The organism is Mycobacterium barrassiae, assembly GCF_025822765.1.
Lineage (GTDB): Bacteria > Actinomycetota > Actinomycetes > Mycobacteriales > Mycobacteriaceae > Mycobacterium > Mycobacterium barrassiae.
The window spans coordinates 1-23,225 of sequence record NZ_JACKUK010000010.1 but is presented as its reverse complement, the minus strand read 5'-3'; the positions used below and the strand labels follow the sequence as shown (position 1 = coordinate 23,225).

General features: G+C 65.3%; 24 protein-coding genes. 19 read left to right on the top strand and 5 right to left on the bottom strand.

Translation table 11 applies throughout. The features are described 5' to 3' along the window. Positions 1–76: 76 nt before the first annotated feature. A complete protein-coding gene (locus tag H7J93_RS02480) occupies positions 77–781 on the bottom strand; it encodes an alcohol dehydrogenase catalytic domain-containing protein (RefSeq protein ID WP_267304714.1) in 705 nt (234 codons plus the stop codon). 96 nt (positions 782–877) lie between these two features. Beyond that, the gene (locus H7J93_RS02475) at positions 878–1,690 is read right to left on the bottom strand and encodes an acyl-CoA thioesterase (RefSeq protein WP_267304713.1); all 813 of its coding nucleotides are present in this window, start codon (positions 1,688–1,690) and stop codon (positions 878–880) included. A gap of 30 nt (positions 1,691–1,720) precedes the next feature. On the opposite strand from H7J93_RS02475, the gene H7J93_RS02470 reads away from it, so the two are divergent. The 7 genes from H7J93_RS02470 (at position 1,721) to H7J93_RS02440 (ending at position 8,570) form a co-directional block, all read left to right on the top strand. Continuing rightward, entirely contained in the window at positions 1,721–2,326 is a 606-nt protein-coding gene (locus tag H7J93_RS02470; RefSeq protein WP_372507763.1) for a TetR/AcrR family transcriptional regulator, read from the top strand. A 30-nt stretch (positions 2,327–2,356) separates the two neighbouring features. After that, on the top strand, positions 2,357–3,109 hold the full coding sequence (locus tag H7J93_RS02465) for a deoxyribonuclease IV (RefSeq protein ID WP_267304711.1): 753 nt from the start codon (positions 2,357–2,359) through the stop codon (positions 3,107–3,109). A 125-nt stretch (positions 3,110–3,234) separates the two neighbouring features. Next, positions 3,235–4,341: a phosphatase PAP2 family protein gene (locus H7J93_RS02460; RefSeq protein WP_267304710.1), complete on the top strand. Its 1,107-nt coding sequence runs from the start codon at positions 3,235–3,237 to the stop codon at positions 4,339–4,341. Between the two features lie 47 nt (positions 4,342–4,388). After that, on the top strand, positions 4,389–6,017 hold the full coding sequence (locus H7J93_RS02455) for an acyl-CoA dehydrogenase family protein (RefSeq protein WP_267304709.1): 1,629 nt from the start codon (positions 4,389–4,391) through the stop codon (positions 6,015–6,017). A gap of 91 nt (positions 6,018–6,108) precedes the next feature. Then, positions 6,109–7,047 (top strand): crotonase/enoyl-CoA hydratase family protein, encoded by a 939-nt coding sequence (locus tag H7J93_RS02450; protein WP_267304708.1) that lies wholly within the window; start codon positions 6,109–6,111, stop codon positions 7,045–7,047. Positions 7,048–7,095: 48 nt separating this feature from the next. Further along, the gene (locus tag H7J93_RS02445; RefSeq protein ID WP_267304716.1) at positions 7,096–7,809 is read left to right on the top strand and encodes a PaaX family transcriptional regulator C-terminal domain-containing protein; all 714 of its coding nucleotides are present in this window, start codon (positions 7,096–7,098) and stop codon (positions 7,807–7,809) included. Next, a complete protein-coding gene (locus tag H7J93_RS02440) occupies positions 7,806–8,570 on the top strand; it encodes a crotonase/enoyl-CoA hydratase family protein (RefSeq protein WP_267304707.1) in 765 nt (254 codons plus the stop codon). Before H7J93_RS02445 ends, H7J93_RS02440 begins: the two co-directional genes overlap by 4 nt. A gap of 103 nt (positions 8,571–8,673) precedes the next feature. Here the strand turns inward: H7J93_RS02440 and H7J93_RS02435 are convergent, their stop codons facing one another. Both H7J93_RS02435 and H7J93_RS02430 read right to left on the bottom strand, forming a co-directional pair. Then, entirely contained in the window at positions 8,674–9,066 is a 393-nt protein-coding gene (locus H7J93_RS02435) for a DUF3060 domain-containing protein (RefSeq protein WP_267304715.1), read from the bottom strand. Further along, positions 9,066–9,509 carry a DUF3060 domain-containing protein gene (locus H7J93_RS02430; protein WP_267304706.1) on the bottom strand — a complete coding sequence of 148 codons (444 nt, stop codon included), beginning with the start codon at positions 9,507–9,509 and terminating at the stop codon, positions 9,066–9,068. Before H7J93_RS02430 ends, H7J93_RS02435 begins: the two co-directional genes overlap by 1 nt. A gap of 88 nt (positions 9,510–9,597) precedes the next feature. Between H7J93_RS02430 and H7J93_RS02425 the strand changes: the two genes are divergently transcribed. From H7J93_RS02425 to H7J93_RS02390, 8 genes are all read left to right on the top strand, one after another. Next, positions 9,598–10,131, top strand: coding sequence for a DUF3558 domain-containing protein (locus H7J93_RS02425; RefSeq protein ID WP_267304705.1), 534 nt, complete (start codon positions 9,598–9,600; stop codon positions 10,129–10,131). A 56-nt stretch (positions 10,132–10,187) separates the two neighbouring features. Then, the gene (locus H7J93_RS02420; RefSeq protein WP_267304704.1) at positions 10,188–10,670 is read left to right on the top strand and encodes a DUF3558 domain-containing protein; all 483 of its coding nucleotides are present in this window, start codon (positions 10,188–10,190) and stop codon (positions 10,668–10,670) included. Positions 10,671–10,767: 97 nt separating this feature from the next. Continuing rightward, on the top strand, positions 10,768–11,358 hold the full coding sequence (locus H7J93_RS02415) for a TetR/AcrR family transcriptional regulator (RefSeq protein WP_267304703.1): 591 nt from the start codon (positions 10,768–10,770) through the stop codon (positions 11,356–11,358). Positions 11,359–11,756: 398 nt separating this feature from the next. Next, positions 11,757–12,131 (top strand): 30S ribosomal protein S12, encoded by a 375-nt coding sequence (rpsL, locus tag H7J93_RS02410; RefSeq protein ID WP_007167812.1) that lies wholly within the window; start codon positions 11,757–11,759, stop codon positions 12,129–12,131. Further along, positions 12,131–12,601, top strand: coding sequence for a 30S ribosomal protein S7 (gene rpsG, locus H7J93_RS02405; RefSeq protein WP_083156093.1), 471 nt, complete (start codon positions 12,131–12,133; stop codon positions 12,599–12,601). The genes rpsL and rpsG overlap by 1 nt, the downstream gene beginning before the upstream one ends. A 76-nt stretch (positions 12,602–12,677) precedes the next feature. Continuing rightward, positions 12,678–14,783, top strand: a complete 2,106-nt coding sequence (gene fusA / locus H7J93_RS02400; RefSeq protein ID WP_267304702.1) for an elongation factor G — start codon at positions 12,678–12,680, stop codon at positions 14,781–14,783. 97 nt (positions 14,784–14,880) lie between these two features. Continuing rightward, positions 14,881–16,071: an elongation factor Tu gene (gene tuf, locus H7J93_RS02395; RefSeq protein ID WP_267304701.1), complete on the top strand. Its 1,191-nt coding sequence runs from the start codon at positions 14,881–14,883 to the stop codon at positions 16,069–16,071. Between the two features lie 212 nt (positions 16,072–16,283). Beyond that, positions 16,284–17,138 (top strand): cutinase family protein, encoded by an 855-nt coding sequence (locus tag H7J93_RS02390; RefSeq protein ID WP_267304700.1) that lies wholly within the window; start codon positions 16,284–16,286, stop codon positions 17,136–17,138. Here H7J93_RS02390 and H7J93_RS02385 read toward each other — a convergent pair. Next, positions 17,113–18,474: an MFS transporter gene (locus H7J93_RS02385; RefSeq protein WP_267304699.1), complete on the bottom strand. Its 1,362-nt coding sequence runs from the start codon at positions 18,472–18,474 to the stop codon at positions 17,113–17,115. The two genes, H7J93_RS02390 and H7J93_RS02385, sit on opposite strands and share 26 nt — an antisense overlap. A gap of 114 nt (positions 18,475–18,588) precedes the next feature. Here H7J93_RS02385 and H7J93_RS02380 point away from each other — a divergent pair, with 114 nt between their 5' ends. The 4 genes from H7J93_RS02380 (at position 18,589) to H7J93_RS02365 (ending at position 23,085) form a co-directional block, all read left to right on the top strand. Next, positions 18,589–19,440, top strand: a complete 852-nt coding sequence (locus H7J93_RS02380; protein WP_267304698.1) for an SHOCT domain-containing protein — start codon at positions 18,589–18,591, stop codon at positions 19,438–19,440. 11 nt (positions 19,441–19,451) lie between these two features. Beyond that, positions 19,452–20,900, top strand: a complete 1,449-nt coding sequence (locus H7J93_RS02375; RefSeq protein WP_267304697.1) for a basic amino acid/polyamine antiporter — start codon at positions 19,452–19,454, stop codon at positions 20,898–20,900. A 19-nt stretch (positions 20,901–20,919) separates the two neighbouring features. Beyond that, positions 20,920–22,164, top strand: a complete 1,245-nt coding sequence (locus H7J93_RS02370) for an arginine deiminase (RefSeq protein ID WP_267304696.1) — start codon at positions 20,920–20,922, stop codon at positions 22,162–22,164. Between the two features lie 66 nt (positions 22,165–22,230). Further along, positions 22,231–23,085 (top strand): mycofactocin-coupled SDR family oxidoreductase, encoded by an 855-nt coding sequence (locus H7J93_RS02365; protein WP_267304695.1) that lies wholly within the window; start codon positions 22,231–22,233, stop codon positions 23,083–23,085. The last annotated feature ends 140 nt before the right edge of the window (positions 23,086–23,225 follow it).

The window sequence follows — 23,225 nt, the reverse complement described above, 5'->3', positions numbered from 1 at the left end:
CCGAAGCACTGCGCTGCCTCAAACGCCGCCTCGCCCGCGTCGTCTTCAACCACCTGCTCACCGACCACAACAACCGTCAAACCACTTGCCAAATGACAGCGGCTTGACATAGGAGAAACGCATGCGTGCCGCCCAACGGATCGAGAACCAGGCGCAGCTGCCGTCCGTCGAGCGCCGTCGCGATATCGGCGGCCAGGTCCGGCCCGCTGACGAGGACGACGTCGCCGCCCGCTTCCCTGACCTCGGCCGCGGCGTCCTCGCGGCGCACCACGTTCAGAGTCTTCAGGCCGCGGCGCTTGGCTAGCGCCACCACGAGCCTGCCGACGGCCGAGTTCGCGGCGGTCTGACCGACCCAGTCACCGATCTTGAGGTCGGCCCGCTCCAACAGCAGGTGGGCCGTCACCGGGTTGATCGTTACCATCGCCAATTGCAGGGGATCGCCATCAGGTGCCTCGACGACATTGCCGCGGGCGACAACAACCTGCTGTGACCACGTGCCGTATTCGTATGTGGGCAAAAGGATCACGCGCTTGCCGACGAGGCCGCCGTCCACACCGTCGCCTACGGCGTCCACGATGCCGACCCCTTCAGCGCCGACAGTCGCCGGCAGTTGCGGGCGGGCGAGGTATCGGCCCTGGATCAACATCAGGTCCGACGGGTTGATCGCGGCCGCCTCCAGGCGTACCGACATCTGATCCGGTCCGGGTGTGGATTCGGGACTGTCGGTGAGGTCGACCGACTCCTCAGGCGGACCGAACTGGGTTGCGACGAGATGTTGCATGGCAGCCTCCTTCGATGCTGGGCATCAAAGTACACCGATCGGTACCAAAGAGGCTAGACCCAGTGATATACCCCATATTCGGGAATACCGAGCGCTCTAACTACCGAAGGAGTCCTTGTAGTAGACAACCTGGCTGGAGGTAACGAGCAGGTCGCCGTCCCGCGACCACAGCTGGGCCGTCTGATCGAAGTAGCCCCGGGCGAACTGCTGGCCCGTGGCGGTGGCCAGCACGTAGTCATCGCCGAGTCGAGCCAGTTCGGCGCCGTCGACGTGGAAGTACACCGTCATCGAGATGGTCCCTGCGGGAACGGGTCCACCGCGGCGCAGGAAGATTCGGGGATAGAAGACGTCGGAAAGCGCGGCTAGTGCGCTGAAATCGAGTTCTCTGACGGGGTCGTGACGCACCCAGAGCGTCGTCGTCGACGACGGTCGCGCGACGCCGTCGGCGGGTGGGGATCCGGCGACGAACCGAAGGTCATAGTTCTGCAGGAACCGCACGCCCTCGGGGCCCGGCGTCCGATCCACCGACTCCGGAGACGGCACATCCGGAATCTGCGTCTCCGCATCCGACCACGTCTCCCGGCGGATTCCGAAAACCGCTGTGGCCGTGGACATCACATTGCCGTCTTGATGCAGGGAAATCATCCAGTGCTGGTTGGACCGATTGGCCCGCGCCAACGTGGTGTCGATGCGGAACTCACCATCGGCGATGGGCGCTGCGAAGTTCACGGTCAGCGCCACCGGGTCACCGGCCCGCCCGGGGTGCAGCTCGACAGCGCGCAGGAGGGCCGCGGCGGTCGCGCCGCCGAACGGGCCGACCATGTTGGCGTATTCGGGCACGGTGCGACCCAGCAGACCCTGGTCGCTTTCCTCGAGCTCGATGGCTGAGTCGAATGGATGGGTCGTCACATCGTCTCCTCAATCAGGACCACCTCAGTAATGGTACCGATCGGTATACTTGCACGCATGACCACCGAGGCGTCCCATGGGGGGCGCGGAGCGCGAGAACGCCTCGCCGCCACCGCCGCCAAACTGTTCTACCGCAATGGCATCAACGCCACCGGTATAGAGGCGGTGATCCAACAGGCCAAGGTATCGAAACGGACCCTCTATCAACACTTCTCGGGTAAGACCGAGCTCGTCGAGAACTACCTGCGCTCACTCGATGAAGAGGGCACACCGATGGAGCGGCCGTTGGACCGCACGGACCTCACTCCCCGGGAGCGACTGCTGGCGATCTTCGACGCCCGGCCGGTGGAGCGGTTTCGCGGGTGCCCGTTCCACAACGCCGCGGTCGAGTCCGCCGGCGAGTGGACAGGCGTCGACGAGATCATCCGCACCCACAAGCGACGCTTCGCCGAGCGACTGGTCGAGGTGGCCGAGGAGGCCGGCGCGGACGACGGATACGCGCTGGGTCACCAGTTGCTGGTGCTGTTCGAGGGGGCGACGGCGCTGGCGACGTCGCTCAACGACACCGCGGCGATACTGCACGCACGCGCCGCGGCCGCTCAGCTGATCGATGACGCCACCGGGCGACGGGGGTGAGTGTCGGGGTGCGCGCCTAGACTCGGCCTCGTGCTCATCGGTTCGCATGTTCACGGAGACGACCCCCTGGCCGACGCCGCCGCTGACGGTGCCGACGTCGTGCAGTTCTTCCTCGGCAACCCGCAGAGCTGGAAGAAGCCCAAGCCGCGCGAGGACGCCGACGTGCTCAAGGCGTCCAGCATCCCGCTCTATGTGCATGCGCCGTATCTGATCAACGTCGCGTCGGCCAACAACCGCGTGCGTATCCCGTCTCGCAAGATCCTGCAGGACACCTGCGACGCCGCATCCGAGATCAACGCGACGGCGGTGATCGTGCACGGCGGCCACGCCGACGACAAGGACTACGAGGCCGGCTTCGAACGCTGGGCCAAGGCGCTTGACTACCTCGAGACCGACATGCAGGTCTACCTGGAGAACACCGCAGGTGGCGATCACGCGATGGCGCGGCACTTCGACGTCATCGGGCGGTTGTGGGACCGCATCGGCGATACCGGTATCGGCTTCTGCCTGGACACCTGCCATGCGTGGGCTGCGGGGGAGGAGCTCATCGACGCGGTCGACCGCATCAAGGCGCTCACCGGCCGCATCGACCTCGTGCATTGCAACGACTCGCGCGACGCCGCAGGGTCGGGTGCCGACCGGCACGCCAACTTCGGCACCGGAAAGATCGACCCGCAACTGCTGGTCGCGGTGGTCGAGGCGGCCGACGCGCCGGTCATCTGTGAGACGGCGGATGCGGGCCGCAAGGACGACATCGCGTTTCTTCGCGAGCACGTCGGCTGACGGGCGCCGTCCGGGCACGGTGCAATAACAAAACGCCATTCAAATTTCGGGTGCACGGACAGTTAACTAGGCTCTTCGTCGAGGAACAGGCGGTACCGATCGCCGACCGGCATCCGAGGGGTTCAGTGTCCGCCATTGAGCAGCAAGCGGTTGTGCTGCCAACTGCGGTCGAGCCGCCGTCGAGCAAGGGTCGCTCCCGCCGATGGCTCCGCATCGCGCGGTGGGTCGCAATCACTATTTGGGCGACAGTTGTCATCTATCGGACCGCGACGGACGGCTTCGCGTTCAACCGGGAGCTGGTGCTGCTCTACATCTGCACCGGATTGGCCGCGGCGAGCATCGGTCAGGGCCGTCGGATGTTCTACATCATCCGCGATTGGCTGCCGTTCGCACTGGTGCTCATCGCATACGACCTGAGCAGGGGTGCCGCCGACATGATCGGCCGGCCGACGCTGTGGGAGTGGCCGGCCGACGTCGACCGCTGGCTCTTTTCCGGGACAATGCCGACGGTATGGCTGCAGGAGCACCTGAAGCTGCCCGATCCGCCCTGGTGGGAGGTGGTCGTCAGCAGCGTCTACATGTCGTTCTTCATCCTTCCCTACGTGGTGGCGGCGGTGCTGTGGCTGCGCGATCGTGAGGAGTGGAAGGCCTTCGTCAAGCTGTTCGTCGGCATCTCGGTCGCAGGGTTGGTCGTCTATGCCACCCAGCCGGCCGCACCGCCATGGGCGGCCGCACGCTGTACCCCGGAGGATGTCGCCGGCGGCCCCGCCAATCCCAAGTGCATGTTCCGGTCGGCCCGCGGTGTGCCCGACGGCGGGGTACTCGGCGCGATGCAGAGTACGCAGGACGGCGCCAACAACTGGATCGAACGGATCGTCGGCCGCGGCTGGGGCAACCTCAACCTGCACTCGGCGACGGCGTTGCTCGATCAGGGCCAGGCGAGCGTCAACCTCGTCGCGGCCATTCCGTCGCTGCACGCCGGCATGACCGCCGCGGTGGCGATGTTCCTGTGGAATCGGGTGCACTGGGGCTGGCGTCCGCTGCTGGTGATCTATCCGCTGATCATGGCGTTCACGCTGGTGTACACCGCGGAGCACTACGTCATCGACATCCTGTTGGGCTGGGTGCTGGCCGTGGTCGCGATCCTGCTGCTCAACCGCCACCAGGCGCGTCGAATGCGCCGATTGAATGCCCCTGAACTTCCGGAACCCGACGGCGCCTCCACGGCATAGGTATTACATCTTCCATACGGCTGTCGCGAAAGCGTAATATCGGCGCCATGGCAGATACGCACGTCGTCACCAATCAGGTTCCTCCGCTGGAGGACTACAACCCGGCCACGTCGCCGGTGCTCGCCGAGGCGCTCATCCGCGAGGGCGGCGAGTGGGGCGTCGACGAGGTCAACGACCTCGGCGCGATCGCGGGCTCACAGCAGGCCCAGCGGTGGGGCGAACTCGCCGACCGCAACCAGCCGATCCTGCGCACCCACGACCGGTACGGCCATCGCGTCGACGAGGTCGAGTTCGACCCCGCTTACCACGCGTTGATGACCACGGCGATCGCCCACGGTCTGCACGCCGCGCCGTGGGCCGACGACCGACCCGGCGCCCACGTCGTACGCGCCGCCAAGATGTCGGTCTGGACACCCGAACCGGGCCACGTCTGCCCGATCTCGATGACCTACGCCGTCGTCCCCGCCCTGCGAGCCAACCCCGAACTCGCCAAAGTCTACGAACCCCTGTTGACCAGCCGGCAATACGACCCCGAGTTGAAGGTGCCTACCACCAAGGTCGGCATCACCGCGGGCATGTCGATGACCGAGAAGCAGGGCGGTTCCGACGTGCGCGCGGGCACCACGCAGGCGACGCCGAACGCCGACGGCAGCTACAGCCTGACGGGCCACAAGTGGTTCACCTCAGCGCCGATGTGCGACATCTTCCTGGTTCTGGCACAAGCGCCTAAGGGGCTGTCCTGCTTCTTCCTGCCGCGGGTCCTGCCCGACGGCAGCCGCAACCGCATGTTCCTTCAGCGGCTCAAGGACAAGCTCGGCAACCACGCCAACGCCTCGTCCGAGGTGGAGTACGACGGCGCGACCGCGTGGCTGGTCGGGGAGGAAGGCCGCGGCGTGCCCACCATCATCGAGATGGTCAACCTCACCCGATTGGACTGCACGCTCGGTAGCGCGACGAGTATGCGCAACGGCCTGACCCGCGCCATCCACCACGCTCAGCACCGAAAGGCGTTCGGCGAGTATCTGATTGACCAGCCGCTGATGCGCAACGTGCTGGCCGACCTCGCTGTCGAGGCTGAAGCGGCGACCATCCTGGCGATGCGCATGGCCGGCGCCACCGACGCGGCGGTGCGCGGTGACGAGCGCGAGACGTTGCTGCGGCGCATCGGGCTGGCGGCGGGCAAGTACTGGGTGTGCAAGCGCGCCACGCCGCACGCTGGAGAGGCGATGGAGTGCCTGGGCGGCAACGGCTACGTCGAGGAGTCCGGCATGCCGAGGCTCTACCGCGAGGCGCCGCTGATGGGTATCTGGGAAGGATCGGGCAACGTCAGTGCGCTGGACACGTTGCGCGCCATGGCAACTCGTCCGGAATGCGTCGATGTCCTGTTCGACGAACTTTCCCGCACCGCAGGACAGGACGTCCGGCTGGACGCCCACGTCGACGCGCTGCGTCCCGCGCTGGGTGACCTCGAGACCATCCAGTACCGCGCCCGTAAGGTCGCCGAGGACATCAGCCTGGCGCTGCAGGGTTCGCTGTTGGTGCGCCACGGTCACCCTGCCGTCGCCGAGGCGTTCCTCGCGACGCGGCTGGGCGGTCAGTGGGGTGGGGCATTCGGAACAATGCCGACCGGACTGGATCTTGCGCCGATCCTGGAACGCGCGCTGGTCAAGGGATGACGTCTATTCTCGGCGAGCAGACGGAAAGTGTCCGGAATTCCCGGCGTGTCGGGGAAGTTTGCGTCTGTTCGCGCGAGAAGGTGGCTGGGCGATGACGCACGCGATTAGGCCCGTCGACTTCGACAACCTCAAGACGATGACCTATGAGGTCACCGGTCGGGTTGCCCGCATCACGTTCAACCGGCCCGAGAAGGGCAACGCGATCGTCGCCGACACGCCTTTGGAACTGTCCGCACTCGTGGAGCGGGCCGACCTCGATCCGAATGTGCATGTGATCCTCGTTTCCGGTCGCGGAGAAGGGTTTTGTGCGGGGTTCGATCTGTCCGCATATGCGGAAGGCTCCTCGTCCGCTGGCGGTGGCAGCCCATACAAGGACACGGTGCTGTCCGGTAAGACCCAGGCGATCAACCACTTACCCGATCAGCCGTGGGATCCGATGATCGACTACCAGATGATGAGCCGCTTCGTCCGCGGCTTTTCCAGCCTGCTGCATGCGGACAAGCCCACAGTCGTCAAGATCCACGGCTACTGCATCGCGGGCGGTACCGACATCGCGCTGCACGCCGATCAGGTGATCGCGGCGGCGGACGCCAAGATCGGCTATCCGCCGACCCGGGTCTGGGGTATCCCTGCGGCGGGGATGTGGGCGCACCGACTGGGCGATCAGCGGGCCAAACGCCTTCTGCTGACCGGTGATTCGATCACCGGCGTCCAGGCCGCGGAGTGGGGTCTGGCGGTGGAGGCACCCGCCCCCGAAGATCTGGACGAACGGACGGAGCGGCTGGTCGAGCGGATCGCCGCCGTCCCCGTCAACCAACTGATCATGGTCAAGCTCGCGATGAACTCCGCGTTGCTCAACCAGGGGGTGGCCAACAGCGCCATGATCTCGACGGTGTTCGACGGCATCGCGCGCCACACGCCGGAGGGCCATGCGTTCGTCACGCAATCCCGCGAGCACGGCTTCCGCGAGGCTGTTCGTCAACGTGACGAGCCATTCGGCGATCACGGCAGAAAGGCGTCCGGGGTTTAGGGAATGACCGCCCAGTCCGATGCTGCAGTTCGTCTGACAACCTCGCGGATGACGGCCCGCTCGGTGGTGCTGAGCGTGTTGCTGGGGGCGCACCCGGCATGGGCGACAGCGAGTGAACTCATCAGGCTCACAGCGGATTTCGACATCAAGGAGTCGACGGTGCGGGTCGCATTGACCAGGATGGTCAGCGCGGGTGACCTGGTGCGCTCGGAGGACGGTTACCGCCTGTCCGACAGGTTGCTGGCCAGGCAGCGGCGCCAGGACGACGCGATCAACCCTCGCCTGCACCCGTGGGACGGGGTGTGGAAGACGCTGGTGATCACCAGCGTCGGTACCGATGCTCGTACCCGCGCCGCACTGCGGACCACACTGCAAGACAACAGATTCGGTGAACTCCGTGAAGGTGTGTGGCTTCGCCCAGACAACCTCGATGCGGCCTTGCCGGCCGAGGTGTTACGCCGCGGGAGGCAACTGCACACGCGCGATGACGACCCCGCAGGTTTGGCCGCACAGCTGTGGGACTTGACGGCCTGGGCCCGTCGCGGGCATGAGCTGCTCGCCGAAATAGAATCGGCCGCAGACATTCCCGGCCGATTCATCGTCGCCGCAGCGATAGTTCGTCACCTGCTCACTGACCCAGTGCTGCCGTCCGAACTGCTACCCGACGACTGGCCTGGCGAACGACTGCGCCAGGCCTACAACACCTTCGCCGCGGAGCTGATTTCCCGGCGTGACAGCGATCGACTGATGGAGGCGACATGAGCAGTGGGGTGCGGGTCGAGAAGAACGGTCCGGTGACGACGGTGATCATGAATCGTCCGGAGGCACGCAATGCGGTCAACGGGCCCGCCGCCGCCGACCTGTACGCCGCGTTCGACGAGTTCGAAAAGGACGACTCCGCCGCCGTCGCCGTACTGTGGGGCGACAACGGAACGTTCTGCGCGGGAGCTGATCTCAAGGCCATCGGCACTCCGGATACCAACCCTGTACATCGCACTGGTCCCGCGCCGATGGGACCCAGTCGGATGGTGCTGTCGAAACCGGTGATCGCTGCCGTCAGCGGATACGCCGTCGCGGGCGGACTCGAGCTGGCGGTGTGGTGCGACATGCGCGTGGTCGAGGACGACGCGGTCTTCGGCGTGTTCTGCCGTCGATGGGGTGTGCCGCTGATCGACGGCGGCACGGTGCGGTTGCCGCGGCTGATCGGACACAGCAGAGCGATGGATCTCATTCTCACGGGCCGTCCCGTCGATGCCGCCGAGGCCTTCGCCATCGGACTCGCGAACAGGGTGGTGCCCAAAGGCGAAGCGCGGCAACGGGCCGAGGAACTCGCCGCCGAACTGGCCAGGCTTCCGCAGCAATGCATGCGTTCAGACCGCCTGTCGCTACTGCATCAGTGGGGAATGAGCGAAGCCGACGCGATGGATTTCGAGTTCGGCAGCATGTCGCGAGTGTCCGCCGAATCGTTGCAAGGCGCTAAGCGGTTCGCAGCGGGCGAGGGGCGGCACGGGGCACGCGCCTAGCGTCAGCCCTGACCCCTGCGTGAGCAGACGCAAAGGTGCCGAAAAGCGCGGCGTGTTGGTGACTTTTGCGTCTGCTCGCGAGAGAAATCTCGCGGGAGAAAAGTCAGCCCTTGGTGATCTTGTTGTTCGAGCCGGTGTCGTTGATCTTCGGCTCGCCGTCCTTGTAGGTCACGGTGTTGTTGAGGCCGACGACACTGATCTCTTTGTCGATGCGCTCGAAGGTGATCTTGTTGTCGGCGCCGCCGATGTTCACGTTGGCGCACGTGCCTTTGACGGTCAGGGTGTTGTTCGACCCGCCGATGTTGAGCGATTTACCGTCGGCGCAATCGATGTCGGCGGTCGTGCCGAACGAACCGTAGTTGATCGTGTTGCCGACCTCGACCTGCGCGCCCGATGTCCCCGCCGTCGCGGTCGGCGTCTTGGTGTCGGAACTCTCCGATCCGCAGCCCGCGAGGACCACGGCTGCGGCAGCTACGGCGACGGCGGCAGCACGCATCACGCCGCAACCCTGTTGACAGTGTTCGTCATGCCTAGTTCACGGCCGCGGTCCCAGATGGCCGGTGAACCATTCTTGTAGAGCACGGTCTGGTCCCAGCCGTACACCGTCACGTCGTTGATCACATTGTCGGCGACCACGACGTTCCCGTTGCCCTGCACAGTCACCGCCCAGCAGGTTCCCAGCGCGGTGATCTGGTTGCCGCCGCCGTTCACGATCAGGGTGTGGCCGCTGCAGTCGATCGTCCTGACGATCCCGACGCCCGTGATGTGGGTGTCGCCCGGCGGGTGAGCACCGACGATGCTGTTGTCGGCGCAGGTACGTGCCAACGGGTTGCAGACCCCGGGCGGCTGCGCACCCGCGGCCGGTGCTCCCACCGTCAACGCGATCGGCAACGCGACCACGCAAGCCGTCATAGACCGGGCAACCACAGTCCGCACCATGGGTCAGAGATTACGTCGTCGCGGTCAGGCGTTGGCCGGGTTCGTCCAAGTCGCTATTCGCTGCGGTGCTGGGTAGCGTGTCATTTCGATGCGTTGGCGTGTCAATCAGGTTGCCGTCGTGGCGGTCACAGCGGCGGTGATCGTTGCAGGATGCTCTTCGACCGTCAGCGGTACCGCGCGACGGGCGCATCCCGCCGTACCCGATCCCACCCGCAGCTACGGCTACGTCGACGACCGCTGCGGCCTTCTGGTCGACTCCTCCGTCCAGGAAGCGCTGGCCGCCGATCACGTGGTGCGGCCCTATAGCGGCGCCGTCTGCCAGTACGTCCTGACACGGGGCAACACGACCATGGACGTGACGTTCTCGTGGTTCGAGACCGGCAGTCTCGAACGGGAGCGCGAACTGGCCACCGAACGGGGCGCGACGATCACCGCCACGGATGTCGAACGGCATGAGGCGTTCCTGGCCCGGCGCGACACCACCGGCGCAGCGTGCTCGGCCACGGCTGCGGCCGGCACCGGAGTGCTGAGCTGGTGGGTGCAGTTCCGCGGCCAGACCGGTGGCGACCCGTGCGGCGACGCCGAGAAGTTGCTCGCCGCCACCCTGCAGTCGGACTTGTGATGGTCCGTACGCGAAATCGATTGTCGTGGTTGGTGATAGCCGCGACAGCATCGGTCATGCTCGTCGGGTGTGGCTCCCCGAGCGAAAGCACCGCGCCGTCGACGCCGGCGACGGCCATCGCGGCCGACGGCTTCCGTAGTGGTGACTGCAACGGCATCACGGACGCGGACATCAGCGCGGCCGTCGGGCCCGGAAAGTTCACCAAGTCCGTCGTCAGCGACGCCGGATGCTTCTGGCAGGAGAACTCGATGTTCGGCACCGTCGGCGCTGGGATGGGGATCTCGACGTGGTGGTACCGCGGCAGCGATATGGACACCGAGCGGTCGCTGGAACAGGGCGCCGGGCGCACGATCACCGAACTGTCGGTCGACGGCAACAAAGGCTTCAAGGCCTACGACGGCAACGCGTGCAGTATTTATGTCGCCAAGGGTGGCGACGTCATCACCTGGTCGATCCAGACGCTCAACCCGGCGACACTGCCCGATCTCTGCACGATCACCGAAAAACTGGCCCAGCTCAGCCAGGAGCGTGTCAACTGACCGGACACAGACTGAGCAGGTAAAACTAGAGGTGTTAGTTTGACGTCACCCGGTTCCGCGGGATCCCGGCGAAACCCGGAGAGGGGGCGAAAGGCAGATGGCAGCTCAGCCGTCGGGCACCCAGGGTCGGCGCCCCGCGAGGCTGAGCCGAGACTCCATCGTCAACGCGGCGCTGACCTTCCTGGACCGCGAGGGTTGGGATGCGCTCACCATCAACGCGCTGGCGACTCAGCTCGGCACCAAGGGGCCGTCGCTCTACAACCACGTCCACAGCCTCGATGACCTGCGCCGCACCGTGCGGATGCGGGTGGTGGGCGACATCATCGAAATGCTCAACACCGTCGGTCAAGGCCGCACCCGCGACGACGCGGTCATGGCGATGGCCGCTGCCTACCGCAGCTATGCGCACCACCACCCGGGCCGCTATTCAGCGTTCACCCGGATGCCGCTCGGCGGGGACGACCCCGAGTTCACCGAGGCCACCCGGGCCGCAGCGGCCCCGGTCATCGACGTCCTGGCGTCGTACGGGCTCGAGGGTGAGAACGCGTTCTATGCGGCCCTGGAGTTCTGGTCGGCGATGCACGGTTTCGTGCTGCTCGAGATGACCGGAGCGATGAACGGAATCGACACTGATGCGATATTCACTGACATGGTGATGCGGTTGGCGGCCGGAATGGAACGGCGATGAGCGCTTGCGCGAAGAGCGAAGGGCTGCGATGAGCGCTTGCGCGAAGAGCGAAGGGCTGCGATGAGCGCTTGCGCGAAGAGCGACGGCCTGAGCTAGTCGACAGTAGGCGCTTTGACCTGCGGTTAGCCCGTCATCGACGGGTTTGGTCGGTACGCGCCACCCTGGTATTGTGGACGATCGTGCCTGGCAGATAAGGCGCATTGCGGACTGGCCTTTCGGGAAAAGTCAGCAGGCATGCCTGCACGCCGGGCCAATTCGCGTGTCCACGAAGCCTAGAGGAAAACCTCGCGGCGGGCGCATGCGACACACCCGATCGCGGGGTACGTGAACGGGGCATAACTGCAGTACAGAGACTTCGGAACGACCTAGAACAAACGAGCAACACAGAAAGCCGGTAGATGCCAACCATTCAGCAGCTGGTCCGCAAGGGTCGCCGCGACAAGATCGCCAAGGTGAAGACTGCGGCCCTCAAGGGCAGCCCGCAGCGTCGCGGAGTGTGCACCCGCGTGTACACCACCACCCCGAAGAAGCCGAACTCGGCGCTTCGCAAGGTCGCGCGCGTCAAGCTGACCAGCCAGGTTGAGGTCACCGCCTACATCCCCGGCGAGGGCCACAACCTGCAGGAGCACTCGATGGTGCTCGTGCGTGGCGGTCGCGTGAAGGACCTGCCCGGTGTGCGCTACAAGATCATCCGCGGCTCGTTGGACACCCAGGGCGTGAAGAACCGCAAGCAAGCGCGCAGCCGCTACGGCGCCAAGAAGGAGAAGAGCTAATGCCGCGCAAGGGGCCCGCACCCAAGCGTCCGTTGGTCAACGATCCGGTCTACGGGTCGCAGCTGGTCACCCAGCTGGTCAACAAAGTGTTGCTGGACGGGAAGAAATCGCTGGCCGAACGCATTGTTTATGGTGCGCTCGAACAGGCCCGTGACAAGACGGGCACCGATCCGGTGGTGACCCTGAAGCGCGCTCTCGACAACGTCAAGCCGGCCCTCGAGGTCCGCAGCCGCCGCGTCGGTGGCGCCACCTATCAGGTTCCCGTCGAGGTCCGCCCGGACCGCTCGGTGACCCTCGCTCTGCGCTGGCTGGTCAGCTTCTCCAAGCAGCGTCGTGAGAAGACGATGATCGAGCGCCTGGCGAACGAGATCCTCGACGCCAGCAATGGCCTGGGTGCCGCCGTCAAGCGGCGCGAGGACACCCACAAGATGGCCGAAGCGAACCGGGCCTTCGCGCACTACCGCTGGTGATCCGGCCGCGCCGTGGCGGCGTTGCCGCGGTGATGGCGATTGCTGAACAACTACCAAGCGAGAGAGAAGAACTTCTGTGGCACAGAAGGACGTGCTGACCGACCTGACCAAGGTCCGCAACATCGGCATCATGGCGCACATCGATGCCGGCAAGACGACGACGACCGAGCGCATCCTCTACTACACCGGTATCAGCTACAAGATCGGTGAGGTGCACGACGGCGCCGCCACCATGGACTGGATGGAGCAGGAGCAGGAGCGGGGGATCACCATCACCTCCGCCGCGACCACCTGCTTCTGGAACGACAACCAGATCAACATCATCGACACCCCGGGACACGTCGACTTCACCGTCGAGGTGGAGCGCAGCCTGCGCGTGCTCGACGGTGCCGTCGCCGTCTTCGACGGCAAGGAAGGTGTCGAGCCGCAGTCCGAGCAGGTTTGGCGCCAGGCCGACAAGTACGACGTCCCCCGCATCTGCTTCGTCAACAAGATGGACAAGATCGGCGCGGACTTCTACTTCTCGGTGCGCACGATGGAGGAGCGCCTGGGCGCCAACGTCATCCCGATTCAGCTGCCGGTCGGCTCCGAGGGTGACTTCGAGGGCGTCGTCGACCTGGTCGAGATGAAGGCCAAGGTATGGCGCGGCGAGACCAAGCTCGGTGAGACCTACGAGACCATCGACATTCCAGCCGATCTCCAGGAAAAGGCCGACGAGTACCGCACCAAGCTGCTCGAGGCGGTCGCCGAGACCGACGAGGCGCTGCTCGAGAAGTACTTCGGTGGCGAGGAGCTGACGGTCGAGGAGATCAAGGGCGCCCTGCGCAAGCTGACGATCAACTCCGAGGCGTACCTGGTGCTGTGCGGCAGCGCGTTCAAGAACAAGGGTGTGCAGCCCATGCTCGACGCGGTGATCGACTACCTGCCGTCGCCGCTGGACGTTCCGCCTGCCGTCGGTCACGTGCCGGGCAAGGAGGACGAGCAGATCAGCCGCAAGCCGTCGGTCGACGAGCCGTTCTCGGCGCTGGCGTTCAAGGTGGCCACGCACCCGTTCTTCGGCAAGCTGACCTACGTCCGCGTCTACTCGGGCACCGTCGAGTCCGGTTCGCAGGTCATCAACGCGACCAAGGGCAAGAAGGAGCGGCTGGGCAAGCTGTTCCAGATGCACTCCAACAAGGAGAACCCGGTCGAACGGGCCTCCGCGGGGCACATCTACGCCGTCATCGGCCTCAAGGACACCACCACCGGTGACACGCTGTCGGATCCGAACGAGCAGATCGTGCTGGAGTCGATGACGTTCCCCGATCCGGTGATCGAGGTGGCCATCGAGCCCAAGACCAAGAGCGACCAGGAGAAGCTCGGCACGGCGATCCAGAAGCTGGCCGAAGAGGATCCGACGTTCAAGGTGCACCTGGACCAGGAGACCGGTCAGACCGTCATCGGCGGTATGGGCGAGCTTCACCTCGACATCTTGGTGGACCGCATGAAGCGCGAGTTCAAGGTCGAGGCGAACGTCGGCAAGCCACAGGTCGCCTACCGCGAGACCATCCGCCGCAAGGTCGAGAAGGTCGAGTACACCCACAAGAAGCAGACGGGTGGCTCGGGCCAGTTCGCCAAGGTGCTCATCGACCTCGAGCCGTTCACCGGCGAGGACGGTGCCACCTACGAGTTCGAGAACAAGGTCACCGGTGGCCGCATCCCGCGCGAGTTCATCCCGTCGGTGGATGCGGGCTGCCAGGACGCCATGCAGTACGGCGTGCTGGCCGGCTACCCGCTGGTGAACCTGAAGGTCACGCTGCTCGACGGCGCCTACCACGAGGTTGACTCCTCGGAAATGGCGTTCAAAGTTGCAGGATCACAGGTGCTGAAAAAGGCTGCGGGCCAAGCACAGCCGGTGATCCTGGAGCCGATCATGGCCGTCGAGGTCACCACGCCCGAGGATTACATGGGCGACGTGATCGGCGACCTGAACTCCCGCCGTGGTCAGATCCAGGCCATGGAGGAGCGCTCCGGTGCACGCGTCGTCAAGGCGCATGTACCGCTGTCGGAGATGTTCGGTTACGTCGGAGACCTTCGGTCGAAGACTCAGGGCCGGGCGAACTACTCCATGGTTTTCGACTCGTACGCCGAGGTTCCGGCAAACGTGTCGAAGGAGATCATCGCGAAGGCGACCGGGCAATAAGCCCCGGTTACCCCGCGAAGAGAATCAACTGCAAAGATCAAAGCACTGCTTCGAAACCAGATAGAAGAAGCACCAACAAGTCCAGGAGGACACAGAAGTGGCGAAGGCGAAGTTCGAGCGGACGAAGCCGCACGTCAACATCGGGACCATTGGTCACGTTGACCACGGCAAGACCACGCTTACTGCAGCAATCACCAAGGTTCTGCACGACAAGTACCCCGAGTTGAACGAGTCGCGCGCATTCGACCAGATCGACAATGCGCCTGAGGAGCGTCAGCGCGGCATCACGATCAACATCTCCCACGTGGAGTACCAGACCGACAAGCGCCACTACGCGCACGTCGACGCTCCTGGCCACGCGGACTACATCAAGAACATGATCACCGGTGCCGCCCAGATGGACGGCGCGATCCTGGTGGTCGCCGCGACCGACGGCCCCATGCCGCAGACGCGTGAGCACGTGCTGCTCGCCCGTCAGGTGGGTGTGCCCTACATCCTCGTGGCGCTGAACAAGGCCGACATGGTCGACGACGAGGAGCTCATCGAGCTCGTCGAGATGGAGGTCCGGGAGCTGCTGAGCGCCCAGGACTTCGACGAGGACGCCCCCGTCATCAAGGTGTCGGCGCTGAAGGCGCTCGAGGGCGACCCCGAGTGGGTCAAGTCCGTCGAGGACCTGATGGATGCGGTCGACGAGTCGATTCCGGACCCGGTCCGCGAGACCGACAAGCCGTTCCTGATGCCCGTCGAGGACGTCTTCACCATCACCGGCCGCGGCACCGTGGTGACCGGTCGTGTGGAGCGCGGCGTCGTCAACGTGAACGAGGAAGTCGAGATCGTCGGCATTCGCCCGGAGACCACCAAGACGACGGTCACCGGCGTCGAGATGTTCCGCAAGCTGCTGGATCAGGGCCAGGCCGGTGACAACGTCGGTCTGCTGCTCCGCGGCATCAAGCGCGAGGACGTCGAGCGCGGCCAGGTCGTCGTGAAGCCCGGCACCACCACGCCGCACACCGAGTTCGAGGGCAGCGTCTACATCCTGTCCAAGGACGAGGGTGGTCGGCACACGCCGTTCTTCAACAACTACCGTCCGCAGTTCTACTTCCGTACCACGGACGTGACCGGCGTCGTGACCCTCCCCGAGGGCACCGAGATGGTGATGCCCGGTGACAACACCGACATCTCCGTCAAGCTGATCCAGCCCGTCGCCATGGACGAGGGTCTGCGGTTCGCCATCCGTGAGGGTGGTCGTACCGTCGGCGCCGGCCGGGTTACCAAGATCATCAAGTGATCTAGTTCTGCTGCGAAGCGGCGCTCACCTCCGGGTGGGCGCCGCTTTCGTATTGCGCCACCCCGTGTCGCGACTGCCCCTTAAGGGGTTGATCGCACGCACATGCTGCGGGCAATCCACCCGTTAAGCCGCCTCAGGCTGTAACGTCGGCGGCCGTCGGAACGATTTACTTCGCGTATGCCCTGGTCGGGGCCGAGAAGGGTTGGGGATTCATGTTCCGTCGCGTCACCACGATCGCGAGTGCGGCTGTCGCCGTCGCCGCGTTTGCCGGGCTCGGTCTGGGAACCGCCAACGCGCAGGCCAGCTGCCCCGATGTGCATTGGATCGGCGCGGCGGGCTCAGGTGAGCGCACGCCGGCGGAAGTGACCCAGAACGGCGGGATGGGCCGTGTCGTCTACCGGTCGCTGCAGGATCTGTCCGCCGAGGTGGCCAAGGACGGCCGCACCCTGACCGCCGAGGCCGTCGAGTATCCGGCCGTGGAGGTTCCCGGTGAGGACGGCGGAATCGGGGAGTGGCTGGGCTTCATGGGCAGTGTCGATGCCGGTGCGGCAGCGTTGGGCAAGCAATACGAGGGGTTCGTCCAACGTTGCCCCGCCTCCAAGGTGGTGCTGGCCGGTTATTCGCAGGGCGCCATGGTGGTGCACCGCAACCTCGCCGCGCTGGAGGCCAGCCCCAACCTGGCGGCTGTGCTCCTGGTAGCCGACGGCGACCGCCTGCCGGAGGACCCCACCTACAACATGGGCACTGCCAGCGGCATCCCGGAGCGCGGCAAGGGCGTCGCGCAGGACTGGCCGATCCTGGCGCATGCGCCGGGCCCGCTGTCGCCGGCCATGGGCGCGCGGACCATCAGCGTGTGCAATCTCGGCGACGCCGTCTGCGACTATGACGAGGACGCCGACGACTCGACTGCCGCGTACGCGCAGCGCGTGTCCGTGCACACCAGCTACGCCAAGACGTCCAGCCTGCCCTGGACCTCGCCGCTGTACTTCATGCTCGGTGGTCCCGCGCCGCAGACTCCCGATGCGCAGCCGATCGTGCCGCTCAGCGCGAGCGTGCCGACGCCGTAGGCGCCCGCGCGATTCCCAGTACCACCACGCTCGCGATCGCCAGCAGCGCCGCGAGCACACCAAGGATGACGTCGATCGCTGAGGCGGCTGACCGCCCATCTCGCTGAAGCATCTCCAGCACCGTACCCGCGACGGCGACACCGACCCCGGCGAGCGTCACCAGCGCCGTCAGCGTCACACCCGCGGCCTCCCCGGCGCGTTCGGGCCGCACGACGGCCTGGGTGGCGACGGTCGTGAACGCATACACGAGCCCAAGCGTGAAGCCGCACGCCGACAACGCCGACAGATAGACGATCCAGGTGTCCGACGCCGCCAGCGCGGCGAGCGAGCCCGCGGCCGCCACACTCGTCAGACCCATCACCAGTAGCGGCGGCCGACTCGCGGCAAGGCGGCCCGACAGCACACCGCCCAGCGCCGCGCCGGCCGACGGCCCGAGGAATACGAGGCCCGCCATCAAGGGATCGAGGCCACGCACCTGCTGCAAGTTGAGCGTCGACAGGAAGATCGCCACCGCATAGGCGATGTTGGCGATGGCGCCCGCAACCACGAGCACCGCGAACCGGCCGTGGCGTAACAGCGACAAATCGACCAGTGGCCATGGCGCCCGGTTTTCGACGACGACGAACAGCGCGAGTGCGAGTAGCGCTGCGGTGAACGCGACCGTCGTCGACGCGGACAGCCAGCCCCACTGCGGGGCGCGGTCAAATGTCAACGTGAACAAGCCGATTCCGACCGTGATCAGCGCCAGACCCGTGATGTCGAGGCGACGCGGGGCGGTCGCGTCGGAGGACTCCTGGATGCTCCATGCGCCGAGCGCCAGTGAGGCCACCGTCAACGGCACGTTGAGCCAGAAGATCCACCGCCAGCCGACCGTCTCGGTCATCAGCCCGCCGATCAACGGTCCCGCTGCGTTGCCCAAACCCGCTATGCCGTAAGCCAATCCGATCGCATGACTCGCCTTGACGCCGGGAAAGGCATTGGTCAGCACGCTGACCGATACCGGAAATATGAGCGCGGCCCCGAGTCCCTGCACTGCGCGAAACGCGACGATCAAAGGCACCGACGGCGCGAGTGCGCACAACACCGACGCGGCCCCGAACAACGCGATGCCCGCCATCAGCGCCTTGCGCCGCCCGAAGATGTCGCCGATCCGGCCCGCGGGAACCATGAAGGCTCCCAACGCAAGCATGTAGACGCTGATGACCCATTGCAGATCTGTCGGCGTGCTGTGGAGGTCGGACGCCATCCGCGGCAGCGCGAGATTGGCCGCGAAGTAATCGATTTGCACGCAGAACAGCGCCAACGAGACGGCCGCCAGCACCCATCGTGATTTCACAGGCTATCCAGAGCGTGCGCCGTGGCCACGGACCGACGATAAGGCTCATCAGGGTGGATTTGGCGTTAATCTGACACGCGACGAGACGACCTCTTTCCGGTAGGAGCTTGGGTTATGTCCACTTTCTGGCGGTACGTCAAGATCCAGGCGTTCGTCTTGCTGTGCGGAATCGTCGGCCCGATCTTCCTGGCCATCTACTTCGTCTCCGGGGCGCAGCAGATCATGAAGTGGATGTTCTGGGCAGGTCTGGCCATCACTGCCCTCGACGTGCTCATCGCTCTCGGTTTGACCAGCATGGGCGCACGGTCGTCGACCAAGAAACAGGCTCTCGAACAGACGGGGGTGCTGGCGCTCGCTCAAGTCGTGGGCATTCACGAGACCGGAACCCGGATCAACAATCGCCCCCTGGTAAAGATCGATCTGCAGATCTCGGGACCGGGTATCGCCCCGTTCGCCAGTCAGGACAGGGTGATCGCGTCGCTCACACGTCTGCCGATGATCACCAGCCGCAAGCTTGTCGCCCTTGTGGATCCCGCCACCATGGAGTATCAGATCGATTGGGATCGAAGCGGTTTGATAAGCGGTGTGATGCCGGCGACGTTCACCATCGCCGAGGACAACCAAACCTATGACCTCACGGGACAGGTGGGGCCGCTGATGGAGATTCTGCAGATCCTCAAGGCCAACAACATCGGCGTCAACAACATGATCGATCTGCGCTCGAATCCGGCGGCGCGCCAACAGGTGCAGGCCATTGTGCGACGTGCTGCCGCCAGTCAAGCGCCGCCAGCACCGGCGCCAGCACCGGCGCCAGCAGGCGCACCCTCGGCGGCGTCGTATCCCTTTGCGCCACCGGAACCTTCGACCGCGCAACGCCTGCAGGAGTTGGAGACGCTGCGCGCGACCGGCGCCATCTCCGACGACGAATACGCCGCAAAACGACAACAGATACTCGCCGACCTGTAGCGTGAACGGCGATGACCACCGCTGAACCGCGGACTGAACCCGCCGATCAGAAGGTCAGCCTTCCGACGCTGACCGCGATGGTGGTCGGTTCGATGATCGGGTCCGGCGTGTTCCTGCTGCCCCGCAGATTCGGAACCGAGACGGGCGTGCTCGGGGCGATCATCGCGTGGACCGTCGCGGGCTTCGGAATGCTGATGCTGGCGTTCGTGTTTCAGCGTCTCGCGATGCGCAAGCCGGATCTCGACGCAGGAATTTTCGCCTACGCCAAGGCCGGTTTCGGCGACTACATCGGGTTCAACTCGGCCATCGGCTACTGGGCATCGGCCTGTGCCGGTAACACCTCGTACTGGGTGCTGATCACGGCGACGTTGAGCGCCGTCATACCCGCCTTCGGCCCAGGTGACACAGTGCTGGCGGTGATCGTCTCCGCGATCGGGGTGTGGCTGTTCGCGGCGCTGGTGATGCGTGGCGTCAAGGACGCGGCGGTGATCAATTACATCGTCACGGTCGCCAAGGTGCTACCGATCCTGTCGTTCATCGTGATCGTGGCCATCGCGTTCGAAGCCGACATCTTTGCCGACAACTTCTGGGGTGGCGCAGAAGGGTATTCGTTCGCGGCGATCTGGGATCAGGCTACCGGCACGATGTTGATCACGGTGTTCGTGTTCCTCGGTATCGAAGGCGCCAGTGTCTACTCGCGAATGGCACGTAACCGAGCGGATGTGGGTCGCGCGACGGTCTTCGGATTCCTCAGTGTTCTCTGTGTTTTCGCCCTGGTGACGTTGGTGTCCTACGGCGTCATGCCCCAGGATGAGCTCGCCGAGGTCAGCCAGCCGTCCATGGCCGCGGTGCTGGAATCGGTTGTCGGGCATTGGGGATCGATTTTCATCCGCGTCGGCGTGATCGTGTCGGTGCTGGGTGCCTATCTGGCATGGACGTTGATGGCCGCGGAGGTGCTCTACATCCCGGCCAAGTCCGATGACATGCCGCGTTTCCTGGCCCGCACCAACAGTCACGACGCACCGGTCAACGCTTTGGTCATGGCGGCCGGGTTGACGTCGTTGCTGCTCGTGGCGCTGCTGTTCGCCGCCAACGCACTGGATTTCATGCTGGATCTGACGGCCGCGCTGTCCTTGATCCCGTACTTGCTCGCTGCGGCGTACGCGCTGAAGCTGACGGCCACCCGCGAGACGTACGGGGATGGCAAATCGTTGGTGCCGGACATGGTGGTTGCCGCGCTGGCGACGGTGTACACCCTGTTTCTGCTCTACGCCGCGGGCATGGACAAGCTGCTGCTGTCCTGCATCCTGTACGCCCCGGCGGCCGGGCTCTATTACAAGGCGCGACGAGAACGCGGCCTACGTGTATTCCGGCCGGCAGAGGCGGTGCTGTTCGGCGTGATCGTCCTCGGCGCCGTCGCCGGTGTGGTCTCCTTGGCAACAGGAGCGATCGAGATATAGCCGGGTGAGAGGAACTGAAGTGACGAACCCGTCGGCTGCCTACGGCGTGCACTCCGAGGTCGGCAAGCTGCGGAAGGTGCTGGTGTGCTCACCGGGTCTGGCACACGAGCGGCTCACCCCGACCAACTGCGACGAACTGCTTTTCGACGACGTGTTGTGGGTGCAGAATGCCCGCCGCGACCATTTCGACTTCATCGACAAGATGCGCGAACGCGACGTCGAGGTGGTCGAACTGCACGAACTCCTCACCGAGACCATGGAGATCCCCGAGGCGAAGGCCTGGCTGCTCGACCGCAAGATCGTGCCGAACGAGGTCGGCCTCGGACTCGTCGACGACACGCGCGGCTTCCTGGACTCGCTGACGCCAAGCCGGCTGACCGAGCTGCTCATCGGCGGCATGTCCACCCGCGACCTCCCGGCCGAAATCCAGTCCGGGTACCGCGCATTGGCGCGTGAGGCGACCGGCGTCACGGAGTATCTGATGCCGCCGCTGCCCAACACGCTCTACACGCGCGACACCACCTGCTGGATATATCAGGGCCTGACGCTCAATCCGCTGTTCTGGCCGGCACGCCACGACGAAACACTGTTGATGAAGGCGATCTACGAGTTCCACCCGGACTTCGTCGGGTCGACGGTGTGGTGGGGCGATCCCGAACAGTCGTGGGGGATGTCGACGATCGAGGGCGGTGACGTCCTGGTACCGGGCAACGGCCTCGTCATCATCGGGATGAGCGAACGGACATCGCGCCAGGCGATCACCCAGGTGGCGGCCAAGCTGTTCGCCGAGAACGCCACCGACAAGATCATCGTCGCCGGGATGCCGAAGTTACGCGCCGCCATGCACCTCGACACGGTGTTCACGTTCGCCGACCGTGACGTCGTCACGCTGTATCCGGACATCGTCGATTCGATACAGACGTTCATCCTGCATCCCACCGACGCCGACCCGGGTGTCGAGGTGGAGGAGGCGACCAAACCGTTCGTCGAAGTGGTCGCCGCCGCGCTGGGGCTGAGCGCCCTGCGGGTGGTGGAAACCGGTGGCACGAAATACGACTCGGAGCGCCAGCAGTGGGACAGCGGCAACAACCTGGTCGCCGTCGAGCCGGGCGTGGTGTTCGCCTACGACCGCAACACTCACACCAACACCCTGCTGCGCCGAGCCGGTGTCGAGGTCATCACCATCGTGGGTGCCGAGCTGGGCCGCGGCCGCGGCGGTGGGCACTGTATGACCTGCCCGATCACCCGCGACCCCCTCGACTGATCCGGCTACTAGAACACGTTCCAGTTCGGCTGTTAGCCTGTCCGCAGCTTCACGAAAGGAGCAGCGGTGACGGCGACAGACGGGCCCCTGGACGGGCGAGTGGCATTCATAACCGGGGCCGCGCGCGGTCAGGGCCGGGCGCATGCGATCCGGTTGGCTCGCGAGGGCGCCGACATCATCGCTGTCGACGTCTGCGCCCCGATCTCGGACAGCATCACCTACCCGCTGGGGAGCTCCGACGAACTCGCCGAGACCGTGCGCGCCGTCGAGGCCACCGGGCGCAAGGTGCTGGCCCGCGAGGTCGATATCCGCGACCTGGCCGCACTGCAGCAGGTGGTCGCTGACGGCGTCGAGCAGTTCGGCCGGCTGGACATCCTGGTGGCCAACGCGGGTGTCCTGAGTTGGGGCCGTCTGTTCGAGATGTCCGAGGAGCAGTGGAACACCGTCATCGACGTGAACCTCAACGGCACATGGAAGACGATCCGCGCCGCCGTCCCCGCGATGATCGAGGCAGGCAACGGCGGATCGATCATTCTTGTGAGCTCGTCAGCCGGGTTGAAGGCGACCCCCGGCAACGGTCACTACGCGGCGTCCAAGCACGGCATCACCTCGCTGACCAACTCGCTGGCATTGGAGGTGGGGGAGTTCGGGATTCGGGTCAACTCCATCCACCCCTACTCGATCGACACCCCGATGGTCGAGAAAGAGGCGATGATGGAGCTCTTCGGAAGATTCCCGAGCTTCATCCACAGCTTCAAGCCGTTCCCGTACCGCGCCGTCAGTCAGGCGGGCGCGTCGACGCTGCAGGATTTCATGACAGCCGAAGAGGTTTCGGACGTCGTGGCCTGGCTGGCCGGCGACGGATCGGCGACGATCTCCGGCAGCCAGATCAACGTCGACCGCGGCACCATGAAGTACTAGTGTCCTGAGTCATTATTTGACCTTTAGCGGTTAGACTTGGTGGGTGCCGAACCCTGTTGCGCCGGTTGTGCGCTTGACCGAGGATGAGCGTTCTGAGTTGGTGTCGTGGTCGAGGCGGTCGAATAGTGCTAATGCCTTGG